The 22,086-nt window shown below is 69.8% G+C and carries 19 protein-coding genes; 10 read left to right on the forward strand and 9 right to left on the reverse strand.

The annotated features are described in order from the left end of the window. Positions 1-21 precede the first annotated feature (21 nt). The 4 genes from ACFVYE_RS01610 to hisD are packed head-to-tail and all read right to left on the reverse strand — an operon-like array spanning position 22 to position 3,231. Positions 22-189 carry a hypothetical protein gene (locus ACFVYE_RS01610; RefSeq protein ID WP_176740053.1) on the reverse strand — a complete coding sequence of 56 codons (168 nt, stop codon included), beginning with the start codon at positions 187-189 and terminating at the stop codon, positions 22-24. Then, a complete protein-coding gene (hisB, locus tag ACFVYE_RS01615; protein ID WP_093894918.1) occupies positions 186-788 on the reverse strand; it encodes an imidazoleglycerol-phosphate dehydratase HisB in 603 nt (200 codons plus the stop codon). Before hisB ends, ACFVYE_RS01610 begins: the two co-directional genes overlap by 4 nt. After that, the gene (locus ACFVYE_RS01620; protein ID WP_383968627.1) at positions 785-1,912 is read right to left on the reverse strand and encodes a histidinol-phosphate transaminase; all 1,128 of its coding nucleotides are present in this window, start codon (positions 1,910-1,912) and stop codon (positions 785-787) included. The genes hisB and ACFVYE_RS01620 overlap by 4 nt, the downstream gene beginning before the upstream one ends. Then, entirely contained in the window at positions 1,909-3,231 is a 1,323-nt protein-coding gene (gene hisD, locus ACFVYE_RS01625; RefSeq protein WP_383968630.1) for a histidinol dehydrogenase, read from the reverse strand. Before hisD ends, ACFVYE_RS01620 begins: the two co-directional genes overlap by 4 nt. Before the next feature lie 138 nt (positions 3,232-3,369). On the opposite strand from hisD, the gene ACFVYE_RS01630 reads away from it, so the two are divergent. The 4 genes from ACFVYE_RS01630 to ybaK all read left to right on the forward strand — a co-directional run bounded on the left by ACFVYE_RS01630 (position 3,370) and on the right by ybaK (position 7,562). Next, a complete protein-coding gene (locus ACFVYE_RS01630; protein WP_383968633.1) occupies positions 3,370-4,971 on the forward strand; it encodes an oxidoreductase in 1,602 nt (533 codons plus the stop codon). 268 nt (positions 4,972-5,239) lie between these two features. Then, entirely contained in the window at positions 5,240-6,277 is a 1,038-nt protein-coding gene (locus ACFVYE_RS01635; RefSeq protein WP_383968636.1) for a hypothetical protein, read from the forward strand. A 5-nt stretch (positions 6,278-6,282) separates the two neighbouring features. Continuing rightward, a complete protein-coding gene (locus ACFVYE_RS01640; protein WP_383968639.1) occupies positions 6,283-7,026 on the forward strand; it encodes an LON peptidase substrate-binding domain-containing protein in 744 nt (247 codons plus the stop codon). A gap of 32 nt (positions 7,027-7,058) precedes the next feature. Further along, complete coding sequence (gene ybaK / locus ACFVYE_RS01645; RefSeq protein ID WP_383968642.1) at positions 7,059-7,562, forward strand: Cys-tRNA(Pro) deacylase; 504 nt, start codon at positions 7,059-7,061, stop codon at positions 7,560-7,562. Positions 7,563-7,704: 142 nt separating this feature from the next. Here ybaK and ACFVYE_RS01650 read toward each other — a convergent pair whose 3' ends face one another. The 4 genes from ACFVYE_RS01650 to ACFVYE_RS01665 all read right to left on the reverse strand — a co-directional run bounded on the left by ACFVYE_RS01650 (position 7,705) and on the right by ACFVYE_RS01665 (position 11,793). Then, positions 7,705-8,442, reverse strand: coding sequence for an ABC transporter permease (locus ACFVYE_RS01650; RefSeq protein ID WP_383968645.1), 738 nt, complete (start codon positions 8,440-8,442; stop codon positions 7,705-7,707). Between the two features lie 34 nt (positions 8,443-8,476). Further along, positions 8,477-9,205 carry an ABC transporter permease gene (locus ACFVYE_RS01655; RefSeq protein WP_383968698.1) on the reverse strand — a complete coding sequence of 243 codons (729 nt, stop codon included), beginning with the start codon at positions 9,203-9,205 and terminating at the stop codon, positions 8,477-8,479. A gap of 187 nt (positions 9,206-9,392) precedes the next feature. Continuing rightward, positions 9,393-10,367, reverse strand: a complete 975-nt coding sequence (locus ACFVYE_RS01660; RefSeq protein WP_383968701.1) for an ABC transporter ATP-binding protein — start codon at positions 10,365-10,367, stop codon at positions 9,393-9,395. Between the two features lie 154 nt (positions 10,368-10,521). Further along, positions 10,522-11,793: an NYN domain-containing protein gene (locus ACFVYE_RS01665; protein WP_383968648.1), complete on the reverse strand. Its 1,272-nt coding sequence runs from the start codon at positions 11,791-11,793 to the stop codon at positions 10,522-10,524. Between the two features lie 224 nt (positions 11,794-12,017). Between ACFVYE_RS01665 and ACFVYE_RS01670 the strand changes: the two genes are divergently transcribed. Then, positions 12,018-12,200: a hypothetical protein gene (locus ACFVYE_RS01670; RefSeq protein ID WP_383968652.1), complete on the forward strand. Its 183-nt coding sequence runs from the start codon at positions 12,018-12,020 to the stop codon at positions 12,198-12,200. A gap of 92 nt (positions 12,201-12,292) precedes the next feature. Here the strand turns inward: ACFVYE_RS01670 and dnaE are convergent, their stop codons facing one another. Continuing rightward, entirely contained in the window at positions 12,293-15,832 is a 3,540-nt protein-coding gene (dnaE, locus tag ACFVYE_RS01675) for a DNA polymerase III subunit alpha (protein ID WP_383968655.1), read from the reverse strand. Between the two features lie 180 nt (positions 15,833-16,012). Here dnaE and ACFVYE_RS01680 point away from each other — a divergent pair, with 180 nt between their 5' ends. The 5 genes from ACFVYE_RS01680 (at position 16,013) to ACFVYE_RS01700 (ending at position 22,035) form a co-directional block, all read left to right on the forward strand. Next, positions 16,013-17,338 (forward strand): DUF2252 domain-containing protein, encoded by a 1,326-nt coding sequence (locus tag ACFVYE_RS01680; RefSeq protein WP_383968658.1) that lies wholly within the window; start codon positions 16,013-16,015, stop codon positions 17,336-17,338. A gap of 65 nt (positions 17,339-17,403) precedes the next feature. Next, complete coding sequence (locus tag ACFVYE_RS01685; protein WP_383968661.1) at positions 17,404-18,126, forward strand: hypothetical protein; 723 nt, start codon at positions 17,404-17,406, stop codon at positions 18,124-18,126. A gap of 48 nt (positions 18,127-18,174) precedes the next feature. After that, positions 18,175-18,993 carry a DsbA family protein gene (locus ACFVYE_RS01690; protein WP_383968664.1) on the forward strand — a complete coding sequence of 273 codons (819 nt, stop codon included), beginning with the start codon at positions 18,175-18,177 and terminating at the stop codon, positions 18,991-18,993. Between the two features lie 92 nt (positions 18,994-19,085). Continuing rightward, complete coding sequence (locus ACFVYE_RS01695; protein WP_389603563.1) at positions 19,086-20,747, forward strand: alkaline phosphatase D family protein; 1,662 nt, start codon at positions 19,086-19,088, stop codon at positions 20,745-20,747. 286 nt (positions 20,748-21,033) lie between these two features. Further along, positions 21,034-22,035: a zinc metalloprotease gene (locus tag ACFVYE_RS01700; protein WP_389603565.1), complete on the forward strand. Its 1,002-nt coding sequence runs from the start codon at positions 21,034-21,036 to the stop codon at positions 22,033-22,035. Positions 22,036-22,086: the final 51 nt, after the last annotated feature.

The following is a 22,086-nucleotide window of genomic DNA, read 5'->3' on the forward strand; positions in this document are numbered from 1 at the left end:
TCGTCGCTCACAAGTCGTACCTCAGTCCCAGAGTCCCTGGATCCGCATGACGCCTGCGACCAGGCACATCACGGATGCGAGCCCGAGCAGAACTATGACTCCCTTGGGCATCTTCTGCTTCGAGAAGGAGTAGACCCCGCCGGCCAGGAACAGGCCGACCAGGATCAGGATGGTGTTGAGGCCGGTCACAGCGCGCCCTTCGTGGAGGGAAGAATTCCGGCAGCGCGCGGATCGTGCTCACTGGCGTAGCGCAGGGCCCGGGCGAGCGCCTTGAACTGGCACTCCACGATGTGGTGGGCATTGCGCCCGTACGGCACGTGGACGTGCAGGGCGATCTGCGCCTGGGCGACGAAGGACTCCAGTATGTGCCGGGTCATCGTCGTGTCGTACTCGCCGATCATGGGCGCCATGTTCTCGGGCTCGGTGTGCACGAGGTACGGGCGTCCGGACAGGTCGACGGTGACCTGGGCCAGCGACTCGTCCAGCGGGACGGTGCAGTTGCCGAAACGGTAGATGCCGACCTTGTCACCGAGGGCCTGCTTGAACGCGGCACCCAGGGCGAGGGCGGTGTCCTCGATGGTGTGGTGCGAGTCGATGTGCAGGTCGCCGTCGGTCTTGACCGTGAGGTCGAAGAGTCCGTGCCGGCCGAGCTGGTCGAGCATGTGGTCGTAGAAGCCGACCCCGGTCGACACCTCGACCTTGCCGGTGCCGTCGAGGTTGATCTCGACGAGTACCGAGGTTTCCTTGGTGGTGCGTTCGACTCTTCCTACGCGGGCCGCGCGAGTCATGCGTCGTGCTCCTTCTTGAGTTCGCGTACCGCATCGAGGAACGCGTCGTTCTCTGCCGGGGTGCCCGCGGAGACCCGCAGCCATCCCGGTACGCCGTTGTCCCGGACCAGGACGCCCCGGTCGAGGATCTGCTGCCAGGCGGTGTGGCTGTCGGCGAAGCGGCCGAACTGGACGAAGTTGGCGTCCGAGTCGGTGACGTCGTAGCCGAGAGCGCGCAGCCGGGTGACGATCCGGTCGCGCTCGCTCTTGAGCTGCGCGACGTATCCGAGCAGCGTATCCGTGTGCTCCAGGGCGGCGAGCGCGGTGGCCTGGGTGACGGAGGACAGGTGGTACGGCAGTCGCACCAGCTGGACCGCGTCGACGACGGCCGGGTCGGCGGCGAGGTAGCCGAGGCGCAGTCCGGCGGCGCCGAACGCCTTCGACATGGTGCGCGAGAGCACCATGTTCGGCCGGCCCTCGATCAGCGGGAGCAGCGAGGCATGGTGGCTGAACTCGCCGTACGCCTCGTCGACGACGACCATCGACGGCTTGGCCGCCTGGGCCGCCTCGTACAGCGCGAGTACGGTCTCGGCGTCGACGGCGGTGCCGGTGGGGTTGTTGGGCGAGGTGATGAAGACGACGTCGGGCCGGTGCTCGGCGATGGTCTTCCGGGCGGCCTCGATGTCGATGGTGAAGTCCTCGTTGCGCGGTCCGGAGATCCAGCCGGTGCCGGTGGAGCGGGCGATGAGGGCGTGCATGGAGTACGAGGGCTCGAAGCCGATCGCGGTGCGCCCCGGACCGCCGAAGGTCTGCAGCAATTGCTGGAGCACTTCGTTGGAGCCGTTGGCCGCCCAGACGTTGGCGAGGCCGACCTCGTGCCCGGCGGTGCGGCTGAGATAGCGGGCCAGCTCCGTACGGAGCTCGACGGCATCCCGGTCGGGGTAGCGGTTGAGGTTGCGGGCGGCCTCGCGGACGCGCTCGGCGATCCGGTCGACGAGCGCCTCGGGCAGCGGGTACGGGTTCTCGTTGGTGTTCAGCCGCACGGGTACGTCGAGCTGCGGCGCCCCGTACGGGGACTTGCCGCGCAGTTCGTCGCGGATCGGGAGCTCGTCCCAGGCGTTGCGGGTGGTGTTGCTGTGCGTCACTGCTGCGGAACCTTCCAGCCGAACCTGGCCTTGAGCGCGGCGCCGTGGGCGGGGAGGTCCTCCGCCTCGGCGAGGGTCACGACATGGTGCGTGACCTCGGCGAGCGCGTCGCGCGTGTAGTCGACGATGTGGATGCCGCGCAGGAAGGACTGCACGGACAGGCCCGAGGAGTGGCAGGCGCAGCCGCCGGTCGGCAGGACGTGGTTGGAGCCGGCGCAGTAGTCGCCGAGCGAGACCGGGGCCCACGGGCCGACGAAGATCGCCCCGGCGTTGCGGACCCGGCCGGCGAGCGCGGCGGCGTCGGCGGTCTGGATCTCCAGGTGCTCGGCGGCGTACGCGTCGACGACCTTGAGGCCGTCCTCCAGGTCGTTGACCAGGACGATCGCGGACTGGCGGCCGGCCAGTGCGGGCTCGATCCGGTCGGTGATGTGCTTCGTCGCGGCGACCTGCGGCTTCAGCTCGGCCTCGGTGGCTGCGGCCAGTTCCTCGGAGTCGGTGACGAGGACGGCGGCGGCCATCGGGTCGTGTTCGGCCTGGCTGATCAGGTCGGCGGCGACGTGCACCGGGTCGGCGGTGGAGTCGGCGAGGATCGCGATCTCGGTGGGTCCGGCCTCGGCGTCGATGCCGATGCGGCCCTTGAGGAGGCGCTTGGCGGCGGCGACATAGATGTTGCCGGGGCCGGTGACGAGGTTCACCGGAAGACATTCGGCCGTTCCGTACGCGAACATCGCGATGGCCTGGGCACCGCCGGCCGCGTACACCTCGTCGACGCCGAGCAGGGCGCAGGCGGCGAGGATCGTCGGGTGCGGCAGACCGTCGAAGTCCTTCTGCGGCGGGGATGCCACGGCGACGCCCTCGACCCCCGCCTCCTGGGCCGGTACGACGTTCATGACGACGGAGGACGGGTAGACGGAGCGCCCGCCCGGCACGTACAGACCGACGCGCTCGACGGGCACCCACTTCTCGGTGACCGTGCCGCCGGGGACGACCTGAGTGGTGTGCGTGGTGCGGCGCTGCTCGCGGTGGACGAGGCGGGCGCGGCGGATCGACTCCTCGAGGGCGGCCCGTACGGCGGGGTCGAGCCGCTCCAGAGCCTCGGCGATCGCCGCGGCCGGAACGCGGATCGAGTCGATCCGTACGCCGTCGAATTTCTCCCCCCACTCGATCACTGCCGCCGAGCCACGATGGCGTACGTCCTCGCAGATGGGCCGCACCGTCTCCAGGGCGGCTTCCACGTCGAACTCGGCACGGGGCAGCAGGTCGCGCAGGGCTCCACCCTCAGGGAGGGCGTTGCCGCGCAGATCGATTCGAGAGATCACACCGCAATTCTCGCAGACCGCCTCCGGCGTCCGGTCGCCCGTATCACTGGCTGATACATGTCCCGGCTGTCACTGCTGACCAATAGCGTTCACGTCGTCACACAGAGGGAAGAACAGCTCCGAGCGGAAGGGGCACCCGTGACCGAACCGCACGACGGCGATTTTCCGGACGGTCTCAGCGCGGCCGAACTGGGCATGTGGCAGGCCTTCCGGAACGGCAGTACCTACGATCTGCGCGCCCGCGACCCGGCGCGGGACGATCCGTTCGCGCCGCGCACCTGGGGACCGGAGCGCAGTGTGGACGGGCGCGTCGTCGCCCGGCTGCTGCTGTCCGGGCCGCCGCCACGGCCCGGCCGGGTCGCCGCGCTGAAGCTCCGGGGTGTACGGATCACCGGGACGCTGGATCTCGCGGGCGGGCGCGTCGCGCCGTATGTCGAGCTGACCGGCTGCCGCTTCGAGAGCGAGGTGGTGCTGCCCGAATGCCATTTCACGACGTTGCGGATGGTCGGCTGCGCGATGCCGCGGCTGGAGGCGGCCCGGCTGCGCACCGAGGGCGATCTGCATCTGCCCCGCTGCCGCATCAAGCGCGGGATCCGGCTCACCGACGCACAGATCGGCACCGATCTGCTGATCAACCAGATCGAGATCGGCCCCGACCGCAATGGGCGAGCCCTGGCCGGTGACGGGCTGGCGGTCGCCCAGGACCTGCAGGCGGAGATGGTCGAGGCGCGCGGCGAGCTGAGCCTGCGCGGGGCGAAGGTCGGCGGTTCGCTGAGTCTGCGCGGCAGCCGGCTGCGGGGCAGGGAGGGGCGGCGCGCACTGAACGCCCCTCAGCTGACCGTGGAGCGGACGCTGTACATGAGCGAGGCGTGGGTGAGCATCGACACCGGGAACCAGGGCACCACTCCCCCGTACGGCATCGTCATGGCGCCGACCCCGGCGCGCGGTACGCGTTCGCAGATCTTCGAGTGCCGCGGCGGGGTGCGCCTGGACGACGGACGGTTCGGCGACGCGGTCGATCTGCACAAGGCACGGTTCGTACTGGCCAGGCACGAGGAGCTGTCGCTGCGCCGGATCGTCACCCCGGAGCTGCGTTTCAACGCGGAACGGCCGGAGGAGGGCCGGGTCGTGCTGAACGGCGCGAAGGTCGTCACGCTGATCGATGTGTCGACCAGCTGGCCGGGGCCCGGCGGTCTGGCGATGGGCGGTTTCGTGTACGAGAACCTCGTCCCGTACGGGCACTTCCCGCTCTCCCGGCGCCTGGAGTGGGTGGCGGCGGCGACCCCGGAGTACGTACCGGAGCCGTACGAACGCCTCGCCACGGTGCTGCGCAACTGCGGGGAGGACGCGGACGCCCGCGAGGTGCTGCTGGCCAAGCAGCGGCGGCGCCGCGAGACGCTGCCCCCCGCCGCGAAGCTCTGGGGCTTCCTGCAGGACTGGACGGTGGCGTACGGCTACCGGCCGGGGCGGGCCGCGGTGTGGATGGCGGTGCTCTGGGCGGCGGGTGCGCTGGCCTTCTCCCAGCACGTCCCGGCGGCGATCAAACAGGATGAGCATCCGCAGTGGAATCCGGCGCTGTACGCGCTCGATCTGCTGGTGCCGGTCATCAATCTCGGCCAGGACGGCTACTGGCGGATGGAGGGCGTCTGGCAGTGGGCGGCGGCCGTGCTCGTCCTGCTGGGTTGGATACTGGCCACTACGGTCGCGGCGGGCGCCTCACGGCTGCTGCGCCGGGGCTGACCGGAATCCGGCCACGGCCGGCCGGACGACCGACCGTCCGACCGGCCGAAGCCCTTCTGCGCAGTGGCCGTCGTGGTGACCGGAGGCCGTGGTCGAACGATCTGCCGAGCCACGGCCGAAGTGTCGAAGACCGATGGCCGGATCAGTGGAAACAAGCCAGATTCCCCGCTTTCCTTTACCTTTTATTGACCCGGCTCGATACAACCCATCCACTCGGCACCAAAGCTTCACAGCACCCCCCTGGCGCCGTCCCGACCAGCGCTTTTCAATGGTCTGCACCATGTCATTCCTTCGCGCTCTGCTCCGTACCGCGCGCACGATCCGGCACTCCCCCCAAGGGCCCGCCGGACTGCCCGCGGACGACGCGGTGCTGCTCGACGCCCCCGACGAACGGCTCTCGCCGGCGCTTGTCGCCGCCGCCCTCGGGGAGTACGAACCGGCCGCGAAACTCCTCGCCACCACCCGGGACGGCGCCGAGTGGGAGAACCGGGACCGCTACCTCGGCCGGCTCGTCACGTTCGCCCGCAACCGCGACGGATGGCTGACCGACTGGCTCGCCGCCGCACCGCACGACCCGGACGCGCTGCTCGTCAAGGCCGAGCTGGCGGTCCGCCGGGCCTGGGAGTCGCCCGTCCGGGCAGAACAGCTGCGCGAGGTGGGACCGCTGATCACCGCGGCGGCCGAGAGCGACCCCCGCGACCCGGTGCCGTGGCGGCTCGCGCTCGACCATGCGCGCGGCACCCATGCCACGCACACCATGTTCGAGGCGCTGTGGGAGCAGGCGATCCAGCGCTCGTCGCACCACTACGGCTGCCATGTCGCGGCGCTGCGGTACCTCTCCGCCGCCTGGTACGGCTCGCACCGCGAGTGCTTCGACTTCGCCGAGCGGGCCGCCGAGGACTCACTGCCCAGCTCGCTGGTGCAGGCGCTGCCGCTGCGGGCCGCCTTCGCCCTGCTGATCGAGGGGCCGGATGTACGGACCACCTCGGTGCAGGAGGAACGGATCGACGCGGCAGCGGATCTGGCGATCACGCTGTCCGCCTCGTTCGCGCCCGGCGATCCCTGGCCCGCAGGGGTCCGCAACCTGCTGGCATTCGTGCTGGTCGCGCGGGGCCGCTGGGGCGAGGCGCTGGAACAGTTCCGGCAGATCGGACTCCATGCGACGTCGTTCCCGTGGTCGTCGGTCTCCGACGATCCGCTCGGCCGGTTCCTCGACACGAGGGACGAGGCGCGGCTCCGGGTGGCCTGCGCGACGCCCTTGCCGGGCCGGGCCGACCGCGGTCGGCCCCGCGGCCATTACGCTTGACCGTTGTGACCACCGCTCGCCTGCCTCTGTTCCCGCTGAACGCGGTGCTGTTTCCCGGCCTCGTGCTGCCGCTGAACGTCTTCGAAGAGCGTTATCGCGCCATGATGCGCGAGCTGCTGAAGACCGACGACGACGAACCCCGCCGCTTCGCGGTGGTCGCGATCCGCGACGGCCGCGAGGTCGCCCCGACGGCCGCCGGAATGCCGGAGGCGGTGAGCACCCCCGCCGAGCGCGGTCCCGCGGACGGTTTCGGCCCCGACCCGATCCAGACCTTCCACCGGGTCGGCTGCATCGCCGACGCGGCGAAGATCCGGGAACGGCCGGACGGCAGCTTCGAGGTCCTCGCGACCGGCACCACCCGGGTCAAGCTGCTCTCCGTCGACGCGAGCGGCCCCTATCTGACGGCCGAACTCGAAGAGCTGGACGAGGAACCCGGCGAGGAGGCCGGCGCACTCGCGGAGGGCGTCCTGCGGGCCTTCCGCAACTACCAGAAGCGACTGGCCGGGGCGAGCGAACGCTCCCTGACGACGGGTGCGGACCTGCCCGACGACCCCTCCGTCGTCTCCTACCTCGTCGCGGCGGCGGCCGTATTCGACATCCCGTGCAAGCAGCGGCTGCTCCAGGCACCCGACACCGCGACCCGGCTGCGCGAGGAACTGACGCTGCTGCGCTCCGAGACCGCCGTCATCCGGCATCTGCCGTCCCTGCCCGCGGTGGACCTGACGCGTGCCCCGACCCACCCCAACTGACTGACGACCGACCGACCCGAGGACCCTCCCCCGTGGCGAAGAAGCCGAAGAAGCAGCAGCAGTCCGGCGGCACCCCGGCAACGGTCGCACTGACCGCGGCGGGCACGGCGTTCACCGTCCGCTCCTACGACCACGACCCGGCTTCGGCCTCCTACGGCGAGGAGGCGGCCGAGGCGCTGGGCGTCTCCCCCGACCGGGTCTTCAAGACCCTGGTCGCGGACGTCGACGGCACACTCACCGTGGCGGTCGTCCCGGTGGCCGGCTCCCTGGACCTCAAGGCCCTGGCCTCCGCGGTGGGCGGCAAACGAGCCGCGATGGCCGACCCGGCAGCCGCAGAACGCACCACCGGCTACGTACGGGGCGGCATCTCCCCCCTGGGCCAGCGGAAGCGGCTGCGTACCGTGCTGGACGCGTCGGCGCAGTCCCACGAAACAATCTGCGTCTCGGCGGGCCGCCGCGGCCTGGAGGTCGAACTCTCCCCCGCGGATCTGGCGTCCCTCACGGGGGCGGTGTTCGCGGAGATCGGCCGGGGGTAGCCGCCCTGGGCACTTCTCGACCCCGCGATTGAGGGCGCTTTCGGCCCGTCCGGCGTTCGAGGACCGGGGTCCGGGGCGGAGTCCCGGTTCGGGAAGGGGCGGGCAGGGGAAAAGCCCCGCGGCCGCCCACCCCGCACCCCGCCTAGGACTCAGCCGGCGGCACAGGCGGCACATCCCCGCCCGCGGGCGACGGCCCCGCTCCCGGCACAGGCCCACCCGCGGCCCACCCGGGAAACACACCCCACTCCGGCTCCGGATCCCGCGGCCCGAACAACGCCGTCAACCCGAGATGAACCGCCATCGCCCCCAGCGGCCACGCCAGCAACGCCCCCTTCGCCCGCAGCTTGAGCGGCGCATCGAAGATCACACCCTTGCCGACCGCCCGCGCGTGCGCGACCACGTCCTGGTTCGGCCCGAGCGACACCCCCAGCCACCAGGCCAGCAGCGAACCGAGCAGCCCGCCCAGCGCGAGCCCCACCACCAGGGCGATACCGCCACGCCGCTGGAACAAGAAGACCAGCGCCGCGGAGAGAGCACCGAAGGCCAGTGCCAGCAGCACGAACGTACCGTCTGCGCCGATCGCCTCCTCGCCCTCGCTGTCGCTGAGGTAGACGGCCGTGCCGTCGGAGATCAGCGGAACCCGCGGGGCCAGCCACAGCCAGAGGAGTCCGAGCCCGATGCCCGCAGCGGTCACGAGAACGGTGACGACAGCGGCCCGCAGCAGAACCGACCGGAGATCCCGCTCCTTCTGCGACTCCAGCGGACTGCCGGAGTGGGAGCCGCCCGGGCCACTGGGACCGCCCGGCCCACCCCATTGCGGCGGGGTCTGCCAGGGGTCGTTGGACGAGGGCTGGTGAGGCGGCGTCAGAGGTGCGGTCACCCTGCCATCGTGCCAGGCGTCCCTGTGCCGCGCCTCACCGGACCGCTGCCCTGCGGTACGCCCAGGTGGCCGCAGCCAGCGAGAGGACGCCGACGACGGCGCAGACCGCGAGATCCAGTGCGACGACCGCCCAGTCGGGGTGGGCGTCGAAGGACCGGGAGAGCGCCTCGACACCGTACGTGGAGGGCAGCAGATCGCGGGCCCAGCCGATCGGCCCGGGCAGCCGGTCGGCCGGCAGGACGCCGAGCAGCAGCGCCGCCGACATACCCAGCTGCCCGAGCAGCGTGGCCAGCTCCTGCCGGGGCGCGAGCAGCCCCATCGCGGCACCGAGCCCGGAGAGCGCCGCCCCGGAGAGCGGGATGACGGCAACGAGCACCCACAGATGCGTCAGCGGCAGTCCGAACAGCACGCTCCCCGCCACGGCCGTGACGATCGTGCCGGGCACGGTGAAGGAGGCGTACGCCCCGGCCGCACCGAGCACCACCGCGGCGGGCGGTACCGGCAGGGTGGCGTAGTGGTCGAGTCCGCCACCGGCCCGCAGCTGCCCGAAGTACTGGGCGAGCAGGTTGAGCGCGACGAAGGCCACCACGAGGACACTGGATCCGGCGACGACGGCGCGCGCCTCGGAGCCGCCGTCGACGACCCCGCGCATCAGCACCATGATCCCGACGGACTGGAAGGTCGCGACGAAGAGCAGCGGGATACGGGCGACCCTGGCCCTGGACAGCTGGGCACGGTAGACGGCCGCGAGCGAGGGGAACAGCCGGGCCCGTGGCGCGAGCGGCGCGGGAGCTGCCCCCTCCTGGCCGTCGCGGCCGGCACGGCCGTCATCGGCGGTCCGGACGGGTCCGGTCACCGCCCGCGCGGGAACGATGCTCGTCACCTGGCGCTGCTCCTGTTCGCTCCCTGCCCGGCCGCGCATGCGCATCCGGTCCCCCCGCCCGCAGCGGTCATGACTTCACCAGCCCCTTGGTCGCGTCCCCGCCGAGCGCGAGATAGACGTCCTCCAGGCTGGGCGTCGCCAGCGTGAAGTCGTCGAGTGCGGCAAAGGCCGCGCCGCCGGTCACGGCGGCAACTGCCGCCCGTGCCTCGTCGGGACCGAGCCTCAGCACCCAGCGCCGCCCGGACTCCTGGGCCGAGCCACGCAGCGCGGCGACTTCGGGCACGTCCAGGGGCGCCCGTTCGCGCCACACCAGCTCGACCCGGACCTCGCCGGCGACACGTTCCTTGAGCCCGGTCGGCGTGTCACAGGCGATGACCTTGCCGCGCTCGATCACGGCGACCCGGTCGAGAACCGTCTCGGCCTCGATGACGTTGTGGGTGACGAGCAGCACCGTCGTGCCGCGTTCGGCCCGGCGCCGGTCGACGGCGGCCCAGACGGCGCGCCGCGCGACGGGGTCCATGCCGGTCGTCGGCTCGTCCAGCACCAGCACCGGCCGCTCGCCGACCAGCGCGGCAGCGAAGCAGGCGAGCCGCCGCTGTCCGCCGGAGAGCTTCTTCAGGGGGCGTCCCGCGATCTCGGTGAGGCCGAGTTCTTCGAGTACGTCGTCGCGCTCGGCGCGGGCGTCCCGAACCGCGAGGCCGCGCAGCCGTCCGGTGGTCTCGGCGGCGAGCGAGACGGTCAGCTCATCGAGGGCGGTGGACTCCTGCCCGAGGTAACCGATCAGCCGGGATGCCCGCTCGGGATGGCGTACGAGATCGTGGCCCAGCATGGTGACGCTGCCGGAGTCGGGCCTCATCAGCCCGGTGAGCTGCCGCACCAGGGTGGACTTTCCGGCGCCGTTGGGGCCGAGCAGACCGAAGGTCTCGCCACGCCGCACATCCAGGCTGATCCCGTCGGTGGCGCGCACCTCGGGTGTGGCGGGTGCACCGCGGCGGCCGCGGGCAGCGGGATAGGTCTTGACCAGATCACGCACCGCGCACACGGTCCCGGTCGCCGTCTGCGCCTGTGCTGTGCCCGTACTCACGAGGTACGAGAGTACGGGGTCGGATGCCCCGTATTGCGCCCGGGGCCATGCCGGTCGGACGTCGACGCCGCGATCGCGGGCCGGGTTGCCCGCCCGCGTGACCGTTGTGCCGTCAGTCGCCGGACGGGCTCGTCCGCTCCACCGCCGGGGCGTGTTCCGCCGCGGCCCGTACATCGATCTCCCGCCAGAATCCGGCCCGGATCGCGTAGCGGTCGTGCTCGTCGATCTGGTCGTCCTTGTGGGCGAGCAGGCCGAACCGTGCCGCGTACCGCAGCAGTTCGCCGTCGATGCGGTGCGGGATGCGCGGATACATGGTCGACAGCTTCTGCAGATGGGCGGTCTCCGGCAGCCGCTCCATCCAGCGCCGGGCGAAGACCTGGCCCACCTCGAAGGGGTCGCCGCCCACGGTGGTGATGTCCTCCTCCCGGTCCGCCCAGCGCTGCTCGGCACTGGTGAGCTGGGCCAGCGTCGGGAGGGACGCGGTTTCGGCGGGCTCGCCCAGCGGTCCGCCGCGCTCCATCCAGCCCTTGTCGGAGGACCAGCGCAGTGTGGCGTTGGCGGGCGAAGGCTGGGTGGGCTGGGCGCCGGGGCCGCGCAGGCTGCCCGCCAGGTCCTTGGGCGTGGGGACGCCCCTTCCACCGTGGCCGGGCCGGTCGGCGGTGGAGCTCTCCTCGGGCGGCGGCACCTCACCGTTGCGGGTGGCCGCAGCCTGGGCCTCCGATGCCCGCTCGGCGGAGGCTGCGAGGGCCGCCTCGGGCAGCGGTGCGGAGAGGATCGCAGCGATCTCCGGTCGGGGGGCGGGCGGCGGGGCGCAGATGCCGCCGGTCTCCTTGGCCCGTACGGCCTGGGTGATCCAGGCCCGGTCGAGCACCCTTCGTTCGTCGGCCTCGGCGACCAGGTCCTCGGACTGGTTGTAGTCGCCGTCGGCGGCCTGGACCGCCCACAGATGGACGGCGACGCCGTGTTCCTTGGCGGACATCAGGCCGGGCAGCAGATCGCCGTCACCGGTCACCAGCACCACGTCGGAGCAGGCCCGGTTCCTGGCCAGTTCGGTGAGCTCGGCGTGCATCGCGGCGTCGACGCCCTTCTGCGCCCAGCGCCCGTCACTGCGGGTGAGAGCACCGAGCCGGACGGTCACCCGGGGCATCACACGAAGTCTGCGGTGCTCGGGCTGCGGTACGCGGTCGGGGGCGCCGTCGAACCAGTAGATCCGCAGCAGTGGCTGCTGTGTATCGGCCTGTGCCAGCTCGCGCAAGCCCCGGATGAGGGCCGCGTGGTCGACGGTGATGCGGGAACGGGCGGGCTCCCCGGCCAGCAGACTCGCGGCTGCACCCAGCAAGTAGCCGGCGTCCACCAGGACGACGCAACGGTCCACGCGTTCCACCCTCTTCCAGAAGTTCGGGTGTGGTCTTTGCCAAGGGTTTCCTTCGAGTCTGCCCGACCGCGCAGGGGTTGACGGCCGGAACTCGATCATCGGCGTGGCGGATCCGGAAAACGGCGCATGATACCCCCTTACTACGCACGGTAATGATCCAACATGCACGCTTTACCCCGCTATGTGAATCTGAACGCGGTCCTGGCCCCGAGAGTCCCCGTAGGAGGAACACCATGGCCAAGAACAAGAACCGCAAGCAGAGCAGCCAGCAGAACCGCGCGACGTCCCGTCCGGAGCGCGGTGCGGAAGAGCCCAAGTCGACTGGGTACGAGTCGCAGATACAGCCTCAGTCGCAAGCCCAGGGCAGCCCCGCCGATGTTGCCCGTAAGCACCAGCGGCGCTTCGGCCACAACTGACCGGGCAGATCTCCGGTCCGCAGGCCGGGTGGCCGGGAGGGGCGCTCCCGCTTTCGCGGGGCGCCCCTCTTGTGCGTAGACCGTGAACCGGCTCAGCCGGCCAGGCAGGACGGTCCGAGCAGCACCTTCAGGTCACCGAAGAGCGCCGGGTCGGGCTTCACCCGGTGCCGGTCGAGCCGGAGCACCGTGGTCTTGCGGGGGCCCTGGAGCTTGATCCGCACCTCGGTGTCGCCCCGGTGGTTGCTGAGGACCTCGCCGAGGCGGCTGACCATCGGCGGGGTGATCTTGACCGTGGGGATGGTCAGGACCACGGGGGCGTTGGTGCCGGCCGACGAGATGTCGGGGACCTGCATCTCCATGGCGACGAGCCGGGGCACGTCCTCCCGCTTGTCGAGACGTCCCTTGACGAAGACGACGGTGTCCTCGACGAGCTGGGTGGAGACCAGCTGGTAGGTGGCGGGGAAGAACATGCACTCGATGGATCCGGCCAGGTCCTCGACGGTGGCGATGGCCCAGGCGTTGCCCTGCTTGGTCATCTTGCGCTGGAGGCCGGAGATGATGCCTCCGACGGTGACGATGGCACCGTCGGAATGCTCCCCGCCGGTCAGCTGGGAGATCGAGGAGTCGGCCTTGTCGGACAGCACGTGTTCCAGACCGAAGAGCGGGTGGTCGGAGACGTACAGGCCGAGCATCTCGCGCTCCTGGGCCAGCAGGTAGGACTTCTCCCACTCGATGTCGGAGAACTCCACGTCGAGCCCGAAGCCCGGCTCGTCGCTCTCCTCCTCGCCCATGCCGCCGAAGAGGTCGAACTGGCCCTCGGCCTCCTTGCGCTTGACCTGCACCACGTTGTCGATCATCGGCTCGTGGTGGGCGACCAGGCCCTTGCGGGTGTGGCCCATCTCGTCGAAGGCGCCGGCCTTGATCAGCGATTCGACGGTGCGCTTGTTGCAGACGACCGCCTCGACCTTGTCCAGGAAGTCGGGGAAGCTGCCGTACTTCCCCTTCGCCTTGCGGCACCGGATGATCGAGTCGACGACGTTCTGACCCACGTTCCGGACGGCCGTGAGGCCGAAGAGGATCACGTCGTCGCCCTGCGCGGCGAAGTTCGACAGCGACTCGTTCACATTGGGCGGCAGCACCTTGATGCCCATACGACGGCACTCGTTGAGATAGACCGCCGACTTGTCCTTGTCGTCCTTGACCGAGGTCAGCAGCGCCGCCATGTACTCGGCGGGGTAGTTCGCCTTGAGATACGCGGTCCAGTAGGTGACCAGGCCGTACGCGGAGGAGTGTGCCTTGTTGAACGCGTATCCGGCGAACGGGACCAGAACATCCCACAGCGCCTTGATCGCCGCGTCGGAGAAGCCCTTCTTCTTGGCGCCGGCCTCGAAGAGAACGAAGTTCTTCTCCAGCTCGTCGGCCTTCTTCTTGCCCATGACGCGGCGCAGGATGTCGGCCTCGCCGAGCGAGTAGCCGGCGACGATCTGGGCGGCCTTCTGCACCTGCTCCTGATACACGATCAGGCCGTAGGTCAGGCCGAGGACCTCCTTGAGCGGTTCCTCCAGCTCCGGGTGGATCGGGGTGATCTCCTGGCGGCCGTTCTTGCGCTCGGCGTAGTTCGTGTGCGAGTTCATGCCCATCGGGCCCGGCCGGTACAGGGCCGAGACGGCGGAAATGTCCTCGAAGTTGTCGGGCTGCATCTGGCGCAGCAGGGAGCGCATCGGACCGCCGTCGAACTGGAACACGCCGAGCGTGTCGCCGCGGCAGAGCATTTCGTACGTCTTCGGGTCGTCCAGCGGGAGGCCGAGCAGGTCCAGCTTGACGCCCTTGTTGCTCTCCACCATCTTGACGGCGTCGTCCATGATGGTCAGGTTCCTGAGGCCCAGGAAGTCCATCTTGAGCAGGCCGAGCGACTCGCACTGCGGGTAGTCCCACTGCGTGATGGTGACCCCGTCGGTGTGCCGCACCCAGATCGGGGCGTGGTCGACGATGGGCTCGCTGGACATGATGACGCCTGCGGCGTGCACGCCCATCTGCCGGACCAGGCCCTCGACGCCCTTCGCGGTGTCGATCACCTTCTTCACGTCCGGCTCGTTCTCGTACATCCCCCGGATCTCGCCCGCCTCGCTGTAGCGCGGGTGCTTGGGGTCGGTGATGCCGTTGAGGTCGATGCCCTTGCCGAGGACGTCGGCGGGCATGGCCTTGGTGAGCCGGTCGCCCATCGCGTACGGGTAGCCGAGGACGCGGGCGGAGTCCTTGATGGCGTTCTTCGCCTTGATCTTGCCGTACGTGCCGATCATGGCGACCTTGTCGGCGCCGTACTTCTCCGTCACGTACCTGATCACTTCGACGCGCCGACGCTCGTCGAAGTCGATGTCGACATCGGGCATGGAGACACGCTCGGGGTTGAGGAACCGCTCGAAGATCAGTCCGTGCTCGATCGGGTCGAGGTCGGTGATGCCCATCGCGTACGCCACGATCGAGCCGGCCGCGGAACCACGGCCGGGGCCGACCGCGATGCCGTTGTTCTTCGCCCACATGATGAAGTCCGCGACGACCAGGAAGTACCCCGGGAACCCCATCTGGATGATGATGTCCATCTCGTACTCGGCCTGCTTCTGCCGGTCGTCGGGGACACCGCCCGGGTAGCGGCGGTTCATGCCGACCCGGACCTCTTCCTGGAACCAGGTGATCTCGGTGTAGCCGTCCGGGATGTCGAACTTCGGCATCAGGTCGCGCTTCTCGAACATGCCGGCGGTGTCGATCTGCTGCGCGACCAGCAGGGTGTTGGCGCAGCCCTCCTGCCAGGCGTCGGAGGAGTCGACGGCGTACATCTCGTCGGTCGTCTTGAGGTAGTAGCCGGTGCCGTCGAAGCGGAAGCGGTCCGGGTCGGAGAGGTTCTTGCCGGTCTGGATGCAGAGCAGGGCGTCGTGGGCGGTGGCCTCGTGCGCGTAGGTGTAGTGCGAGTCGTTGGTCACCAGCGGCGGGATGTTCAGCTTCTTGCCGATTTCGAGGAGCCCGTCACGGACCCGGCGCTCGATCTCGATGCCGTGGTCCATCAGCTCCAGGAAGTACTTGCCCTCGCCGAAGATGTCCTTGTAGTCGGAGGCCGCCTGGACCGCCTCGTCGAACTGGCCGAGCCGCAGTCGCGTCTGCACCTCGCCCGAGGGGCAGCCGGTGGAGGCGATCAGGCCCTCGGACCACTGGGCGATGGTCTCCTTGTCCATACGGGGCCACTTTTGCAGCCAGCCCTCGGCGTACGCGTCCGAGGAGAGCCGGAAGAGGTTGTGCAGCCCCGTCGCGTTCGACGCCCAGATCGTCTTGTGGGTGTAACCGCCCGAACCCGAGACGTCGTCGCGCTTCTGGTGCGGCTGACCCCACTGGATCTTCCGCTTGTGCTTGCGTGACTCCGGAGCGACATACGCCTCGATCCCGATGATCGGCGTCACGCCCGCCTTCTGCGCCGAGTGGAAGAAGTCGTAGGCACCGTGCAGGTTGCCGTGGTCCGTCATCGCGATGTGCGACATGCCCATTTCATTGCAGGCAGCGAACATGTCCTTGAGCCGCGCGGCACCGTCCAGCAACGAGTACTGGGTGTGGACGTGAAGGTGCGTGAAAGGCGGCTTGGTCACGGCGCTGTGCCTCCGGGAAACGGACGATGACGGGCTGGGGGGACAGCGTGGAAGTCTACGTCTTCGAGGTGACGGACGACGGGCACTCCGGGATACGGTCACGCGTTGGAAGGGCGAGTACACCCGTCCCTTTTGTCATGTACGTCGTCACGCACATCAGGTACCAGGAGGCACCCAGAGATGTCGGAAGCGCAGACCGGCGCAGCGCAGCGCGGGGAGCAGATTCTTGAGGTCTTCGACACCGCGTTCGGGGAGCTGCTGGCCGCCGATCCGGCTGCCTTCCGGGTCAAATTCCGCAAGATGGCGGGCTCGGCGTTCGCCTTCTACCGGGGTACGGCATGCCTGTTCTACAACGACCTGGAGCGGGAGCGGCACGGCGGCCCGTACCTCGACGAGCGGACCGGCCGGGTGTGGATCCACGGCGATCTGCACGCGGAGAACTTCGGCACGTACATGGACGCCAACGGCCGGCTGATCTTCAATGTGAACGACTTCGACGAGGCGTACGTCGGCCCGTTCACCTGGGACCTCAAGCGGTTCGCCGCCTCCGTTGCGCTGATCGGGTACGCGAAGGCGCTGGGCGACGACCAGATCACCGAGCTGGTCCGGGTCTACGCGGCGGCCTACCGTGAGCGGATCCACGCACTGGCGACGGGCGCGAAGAACGACGAGGTACCGCCCTTCACGCTGGACACGGCACAGGGCCCGCTGCTGGACGCGCTGCGCGACGCCCGGTCGCTGACCCGGTTCTCGCTGCTGGACTCGATGACGGAGATCCGGGACTTCGAGCGCCGGTTCGCGGCGGGCGGCGGCTCGATCGACCTGGACGCGGCGACGCGCTACAAGGTGCTGGCCGCCTTCGACGGCTATCTGGAGACGCTGCCGGAGTCGAGCCTGACCCGCCCCGACTCGTACCGGGTGAAGGATGTCGTCGGCCGTCGTGGCATCGGTATCGGTTCGGCCGGGCTGCCCTCGTACAACATCCTTCTGGAGGGCAACAGCGACGCCCTGGAGAACGATGTGGTGATCTATCTCAAGCAGGCGCAGACCCCCGCGGTCTCCCGGCACATCACCGACGCGGCCGTGCGCGAGTACTTCCAGCACGAGGGCCACCGCACGGTCATCTCGCAGCGCGCCCTGCAGGCGCACGCCGACCCGTGGCTCGGCTGGACCGAGCTGGACGGGGCCGGACAGCTGGTCGCCGAGGTGTCTCCGTACGCGGTCGATCTGGACTGGTCCGACATCGACGAGCCGGAGGAGATCGCCGCGGTCGTGGCCGACCTCGGCCGGGCGACGGCGACGATGCACTCCGCGGCGGACGACGAGAGCGGCCACTCGCTGGTGCCGTTCTCCACCGAGCGGGCGATCGACGCGGCGATCGCGGCGGACGAGGAGAGCTTCGCCGACCTGCTGGTGGACTTCGCCCACAGCTACGGCGCCCGGGCCCGTGCCGACCACCAGATCTTTGTGGATCTTTTCCGCAACGGCCGCATCCCGGGGCTGTAGGGCTCCGCACGCGACCGGGCCCCTTCAGGGGTCGCTTACAGGTTCGCATGCGACACTCCTCGGCGATGGACATATCCGGGACGCAGCTCAGAGTCGTTCGCGCGGCGCTTTTCACAGCGCTCGTCGTGACGCTCTCCGCTGCGTCCCATGTGCTGCTCTCCCAGGTCGCGCTGCCGCTGACCGTCGTCGCCCTGCTGGCCGGCGTGGTCTTCGCCGTGGCGTACGCGCTGGCCGGCCGGGAGCGCGGCTTCGGGGCGATCGCCGGACTGCTGGTCCCGCTGGAACTGGCCGCCGACACCGTGTTCACCACCGGCCAGCACCTCTGTTACGGCGCGGCAGGCGGCCCGATCGCGGGGCCGCTGCGTTCGGTCGGCGTCGATGTGCTGTGCGGCGGCGGTGACATCGGTGCCCACGCACCCCGGGTCGGTGACGTCGGCACCCCGCTCACCTCGGTGACCGGCGGCGGACACACGGCAGCCGCGCTGCTGGCCTCCCCGGGTCCGGCGGTGCCGTGGCTGCTGCTCGCCGCCCATGTGACGGTCGGTCTGCTCGCCGCGGCCTGGCTGCGGCGCGGCGAGTCCGCGCTCGTCGGCCTGCTGGGAGCGGTCGCCGCCCTGGCTTTCTGTCCGCTGCTGATCGCGGTCGCCGTGGTGGGTACGGCCCGCCGCTCCGTACGCCGCAGGGTGCGCCCCGCCGGATGCGGCCCGCACCTGCTCGTACACGCCCGTCTGCTCGTGCACTCCGTGGGACGGAGGGGACCGCCGCGCTCGGCCTGCGCCATCGTCTGAGCACGTACATCCCTGAAGACGTATCACCCACACCATGGAGAAAAGAACATGAGCAACCGCAACAGCCAGGCCAACAAGGCGGCGGCCCGTGAGCGTCTGCGCGCCGAGCGCGAGCGCCAGGCCAAGAAGGACAAGGCCCGCAGGCAGATCGTCGTCGGTGTCTCGGTCGTCGGCGTGCTGGCGGTCGTGGGCGCCGCGACCTGGGGTGTCATGCAGCTGAACAAGCCGTCCCGCTGGGAGGCGGCCGCGGACGCGAAGAACGTGACCGCGCCCAAGAACACCTCGGGCGACAACGGCACGACCGTCGTCATCGGCAAGTCGACCGCCAAGAAGACCCTGGAGCTGTACGAGGACTCGCGCTGCCCGGTCTGCGCCTCGTTCGAGCAGGCCGTCGGCGAGACGGTGCACAAGGACGTCGACGCCGGGAAGTACAAGATCAAGTACATCGGTGCCACGTTCATCGACAACGCCAGCAACGGCGAAGGCTCGAAGAAGGCGCTGAGCGCGCTCGGCGCCGCGCTCGATGTCAGCCCGGACGCCTTCCTCGACTACAAGTACGCGCTCTACTCCGCGAAGTACCACCCGGAGGAGACCGACGACAAGTTCAAGGACGACGCGTACCTGATCAAGGTCGCCGACACGGTCGACGCCCTGAAGGGCAACAAGGCGTTCCAGGAGGACGTCAAGGACGGTACGTACGACAACTGGGCGATGAAGATGTCCGCGGCGTTCGAGAAGAGCGGTGTGCAGGGCACTCCGACGCTGAAGATGGACGGCAAGACGCTCACCGGCACGGACGGCAGCAAGAACGCGCCGATGACGGTGGCCGACTTCAACACCGCGATCACCGCCGCTCTGAAGGGCTAGCGGCAAACTCCCGGCAGCGGCTCTCCGACGGGCAGGCGAACTTCCTTCGTTCGCCTGCCCGTTCGCTTTACCGGTCAGTAGGGTTCTCCTCCGTGACCAGTCGACACCTTCCTTCGCCGATATCCGCCCCCAGCCGCCGCACGGTCGTCAAGGCCGCTGCCGCCACCGCCGTCGCCGCCCCCGTGCTGGGCGCCGCCACCACCGCGCGTGCCGCGGACGGGCCCGCCTTCCTGCACGGCGTCGCCTCCGGCGACCCCCTCCCCGACGGCATACTCCTGTGGACCCGCGTCACCCCGGCCCCCGACGCCGTGCCCGGCTCAGGCCGTGGCGCCGATACGGCGGTGCGCTGGGAGGTCGCCGAGGACAAGGAGTTCGCACGCGTCGTGGCCCGGGGAACAACTGTCGCGAAGGCCGCCTCCGACCACACCGTCAAGGCCGATGTGCGGGGGCTGAGCCCGGCCACCGCCTACTGGTTCCGCTTCTCGGCGGGCGACGGCACGGGCACCTTCTCGCCGGCGGGCCGCACCCGCACCGCGCCGGCGGCCGGAGCCGCCACGCCCGGTGTGCGCTTCGGGGTGGTGTCGTGCGCCAACTGGGAGTCCGGGTTCTTCTCCCCCTACCGGCATCTCGCCGCCCGCGCCGATCTCGACGCGGTGCTGCATCTCGGCGACTACATCTACGAGTACGCGTCGGGCAGTTACCCGGACGCCAAGTACGTCGTACGGCCGCACGAGCCGAAGCACGAGATCCTGACCCTCGCCGACTACCGCACCCGGCACGGCAACTACAAGACGGACACCGACCTCCAGACCCTGCACGCCGCCCACCCGGTGATCGCGATCTGGGACGACCACGAGTTCGCCAACGACGCCTGGTCGGGCGGGGCCGAGAACCACACGCCGGGCACGGAGGGCGCCTGGGCCGACCGGGCGGCCGGCGCCAAGCAGGCGTACTTCGAGTGGATGCCGGTCCGCGCCTCCACCGAGGGCACCGTCTACCGGCGGCTGCGCTTCGGCAACCTGGCCGATCTCCACCTCCTCGATCTGCGCACCTTCCGCTCCCAGCAGTCGGCGATCGGCAATGGTTCGGTCGACGACCCGGATCGCACGATCACCGGCCGGGCGCAGCTGGACTGGCTGAAGTCGGGCCTGGCCGGCTCGGACGCCACCTGGAAGCTGGTCGGTACGTCGGTGATGATCTCGCCGGTCGCGTTCGGTTCCGTACCCGCGCATCTGCTGGAGCCGCTGGCCGAGTTGCTGGGGCTGCCCACGGAGGGCCTTGCCGTCAACGTCGACCAGTGGGACGGCTACACCGACGACCGCAAGGAGCTGATCGCGCATCTGCGGGACCGGTCGATCACCAACACGGTCTTCCTGACCGGCGACATCCACATGGCATGGGCCAATGACGTACCGGTGAAGGCGGCGACGTATCCGCTCTCGGCGTCGGCCGCCACCGAGTTCGTGGTGACGTCGGTGACCTCGGACAATCTCGACGACATCCTGCATGTCGCGCCGGGGACCGTCTCGGTGGTCGCGAGCGCGGCGGTCAAGGCCGCCAACCGTCATGTGAAGTGGGTGGACACGGACTCGCACGGCTACGGCGTCCTCGATGTGACCGCCGAGCGCTCACAGATGGACTACTACGTGGTCTCCGACAAGACGAAGCGGGACGCGACCTCCGCCTGGACGCGTTCGTACCGGACGCTCAGTGGGACGCAGAAGGTCGAGCGCGCGGACCGCCCGGTGCGTTGAGGGTCTATTTTCAGCCACTGCGGTCCATGTTGACGGCGCATTACATCGCTACGGCGGGTGGCGTGTCTCCCGACTCCAATGGGGACACACCACCCGCCGGGGTAACGCGGGACGTTACGTCCGCGTCTCAAACTCTGGAACACGCAGAATTATTTCTTCCCGTTTCCCCGGTTTGCCCCATGATTGATTGGGCTTGATCGATTCTCCTCAAGATCTGACATGCGCACGTAATCTCCCGGCGGCGGGTGAGGAAATCCCTCCCCCCACACATCCGCGAGGAGTCCCTGTGCGCACTCTTGCCCGTATATCGCCGCGTATACGTAACCGTGCGATCGGCACCGCCGTCCTGGCCGGAACCCTGGCCCTGGCACCGCTCTCCGCTTCCACCGGCTCCGCCGCCGCAAAGGCGTCCCCCTCCTCCGCGTCCGCCGCATCCGCCGAGAAGTGCGCGAGCGAGGCGAGCACCGGCGCCACCGCGCGCGAGGCCCGCCCCTCGGGCACCAACCACGCTGCCGACCCCAATGAACTCACCACGTCCCAGGCCAAGGCCATGGACACGCAGCTCAAGGAGAGACTCGCGGCCCGCCGGGTCAGCGGCTCCACGCTCGCTGCCGGAGCGACCGTCCCGGTCTACTTCCACGTCATCCACTCCGGCACCACCGGCAAGCTCACCGCGGGCGACATCAGCAGCCAGATGAACGTGCTGAACGCGGCCTACAGCGGCCAGGGCACCGGAAACACCGACTCCGGCTTCCAGTTCTCGCTGGCCGGCACCGACTACACGGACAACGCCTCCTGGTACAACCTCTCCTCGGGCTCCGCCGCCGAGAAGTCGATGAAGTCGACGCTGCGCAAGGGCGGCAAGAACGCGCTCAACATCTACACCGCCAACCTCGGCGGCGGCCTGCTCGGCTGGGCCACCTTCCCCAGCTCGTACGCCTCCAGCCCGAGCATGGACGGCGTCGTCATCCTCGACGCCTCGCTGCCCGGCGGCTCCGCCACCAACTACGACGAGGGCGACACCGCCACCCACGAGGTCGGCCACTGGATGGGGCTCTACCACACCTTCCAGGGCGGCTGTAACGGCAACGGCGACTACGTCTCCGACACGCCCGCCGAGAAGAGCGCCGCGTTCGAGTGCCCGACCGGGCGCGACACCTGCACCAACAAGACAGGGGTCGACCCGATCCACAACTTCATGGACTACACGTACGACTCCTGCATGTACCAGTTCACCCCTGGTCAGGTGCAGCGGATGAGCGACAGCTGGACCGCCTACCGGGGCTGATCCGCCCAGTCCGTGCGAAGGGCCCAGCGCTGTGCGGGGCCCTTCGCACGG

The sequence above is a fragment of the Streptomyces sp. NPDC058239 genome (assembly GCF_042882185.1).
Lineage (GTDB): Bacteria > Actinomycetota > Actinomycetes > Streptomycetales > Streptomycetaceae > Streptomyces.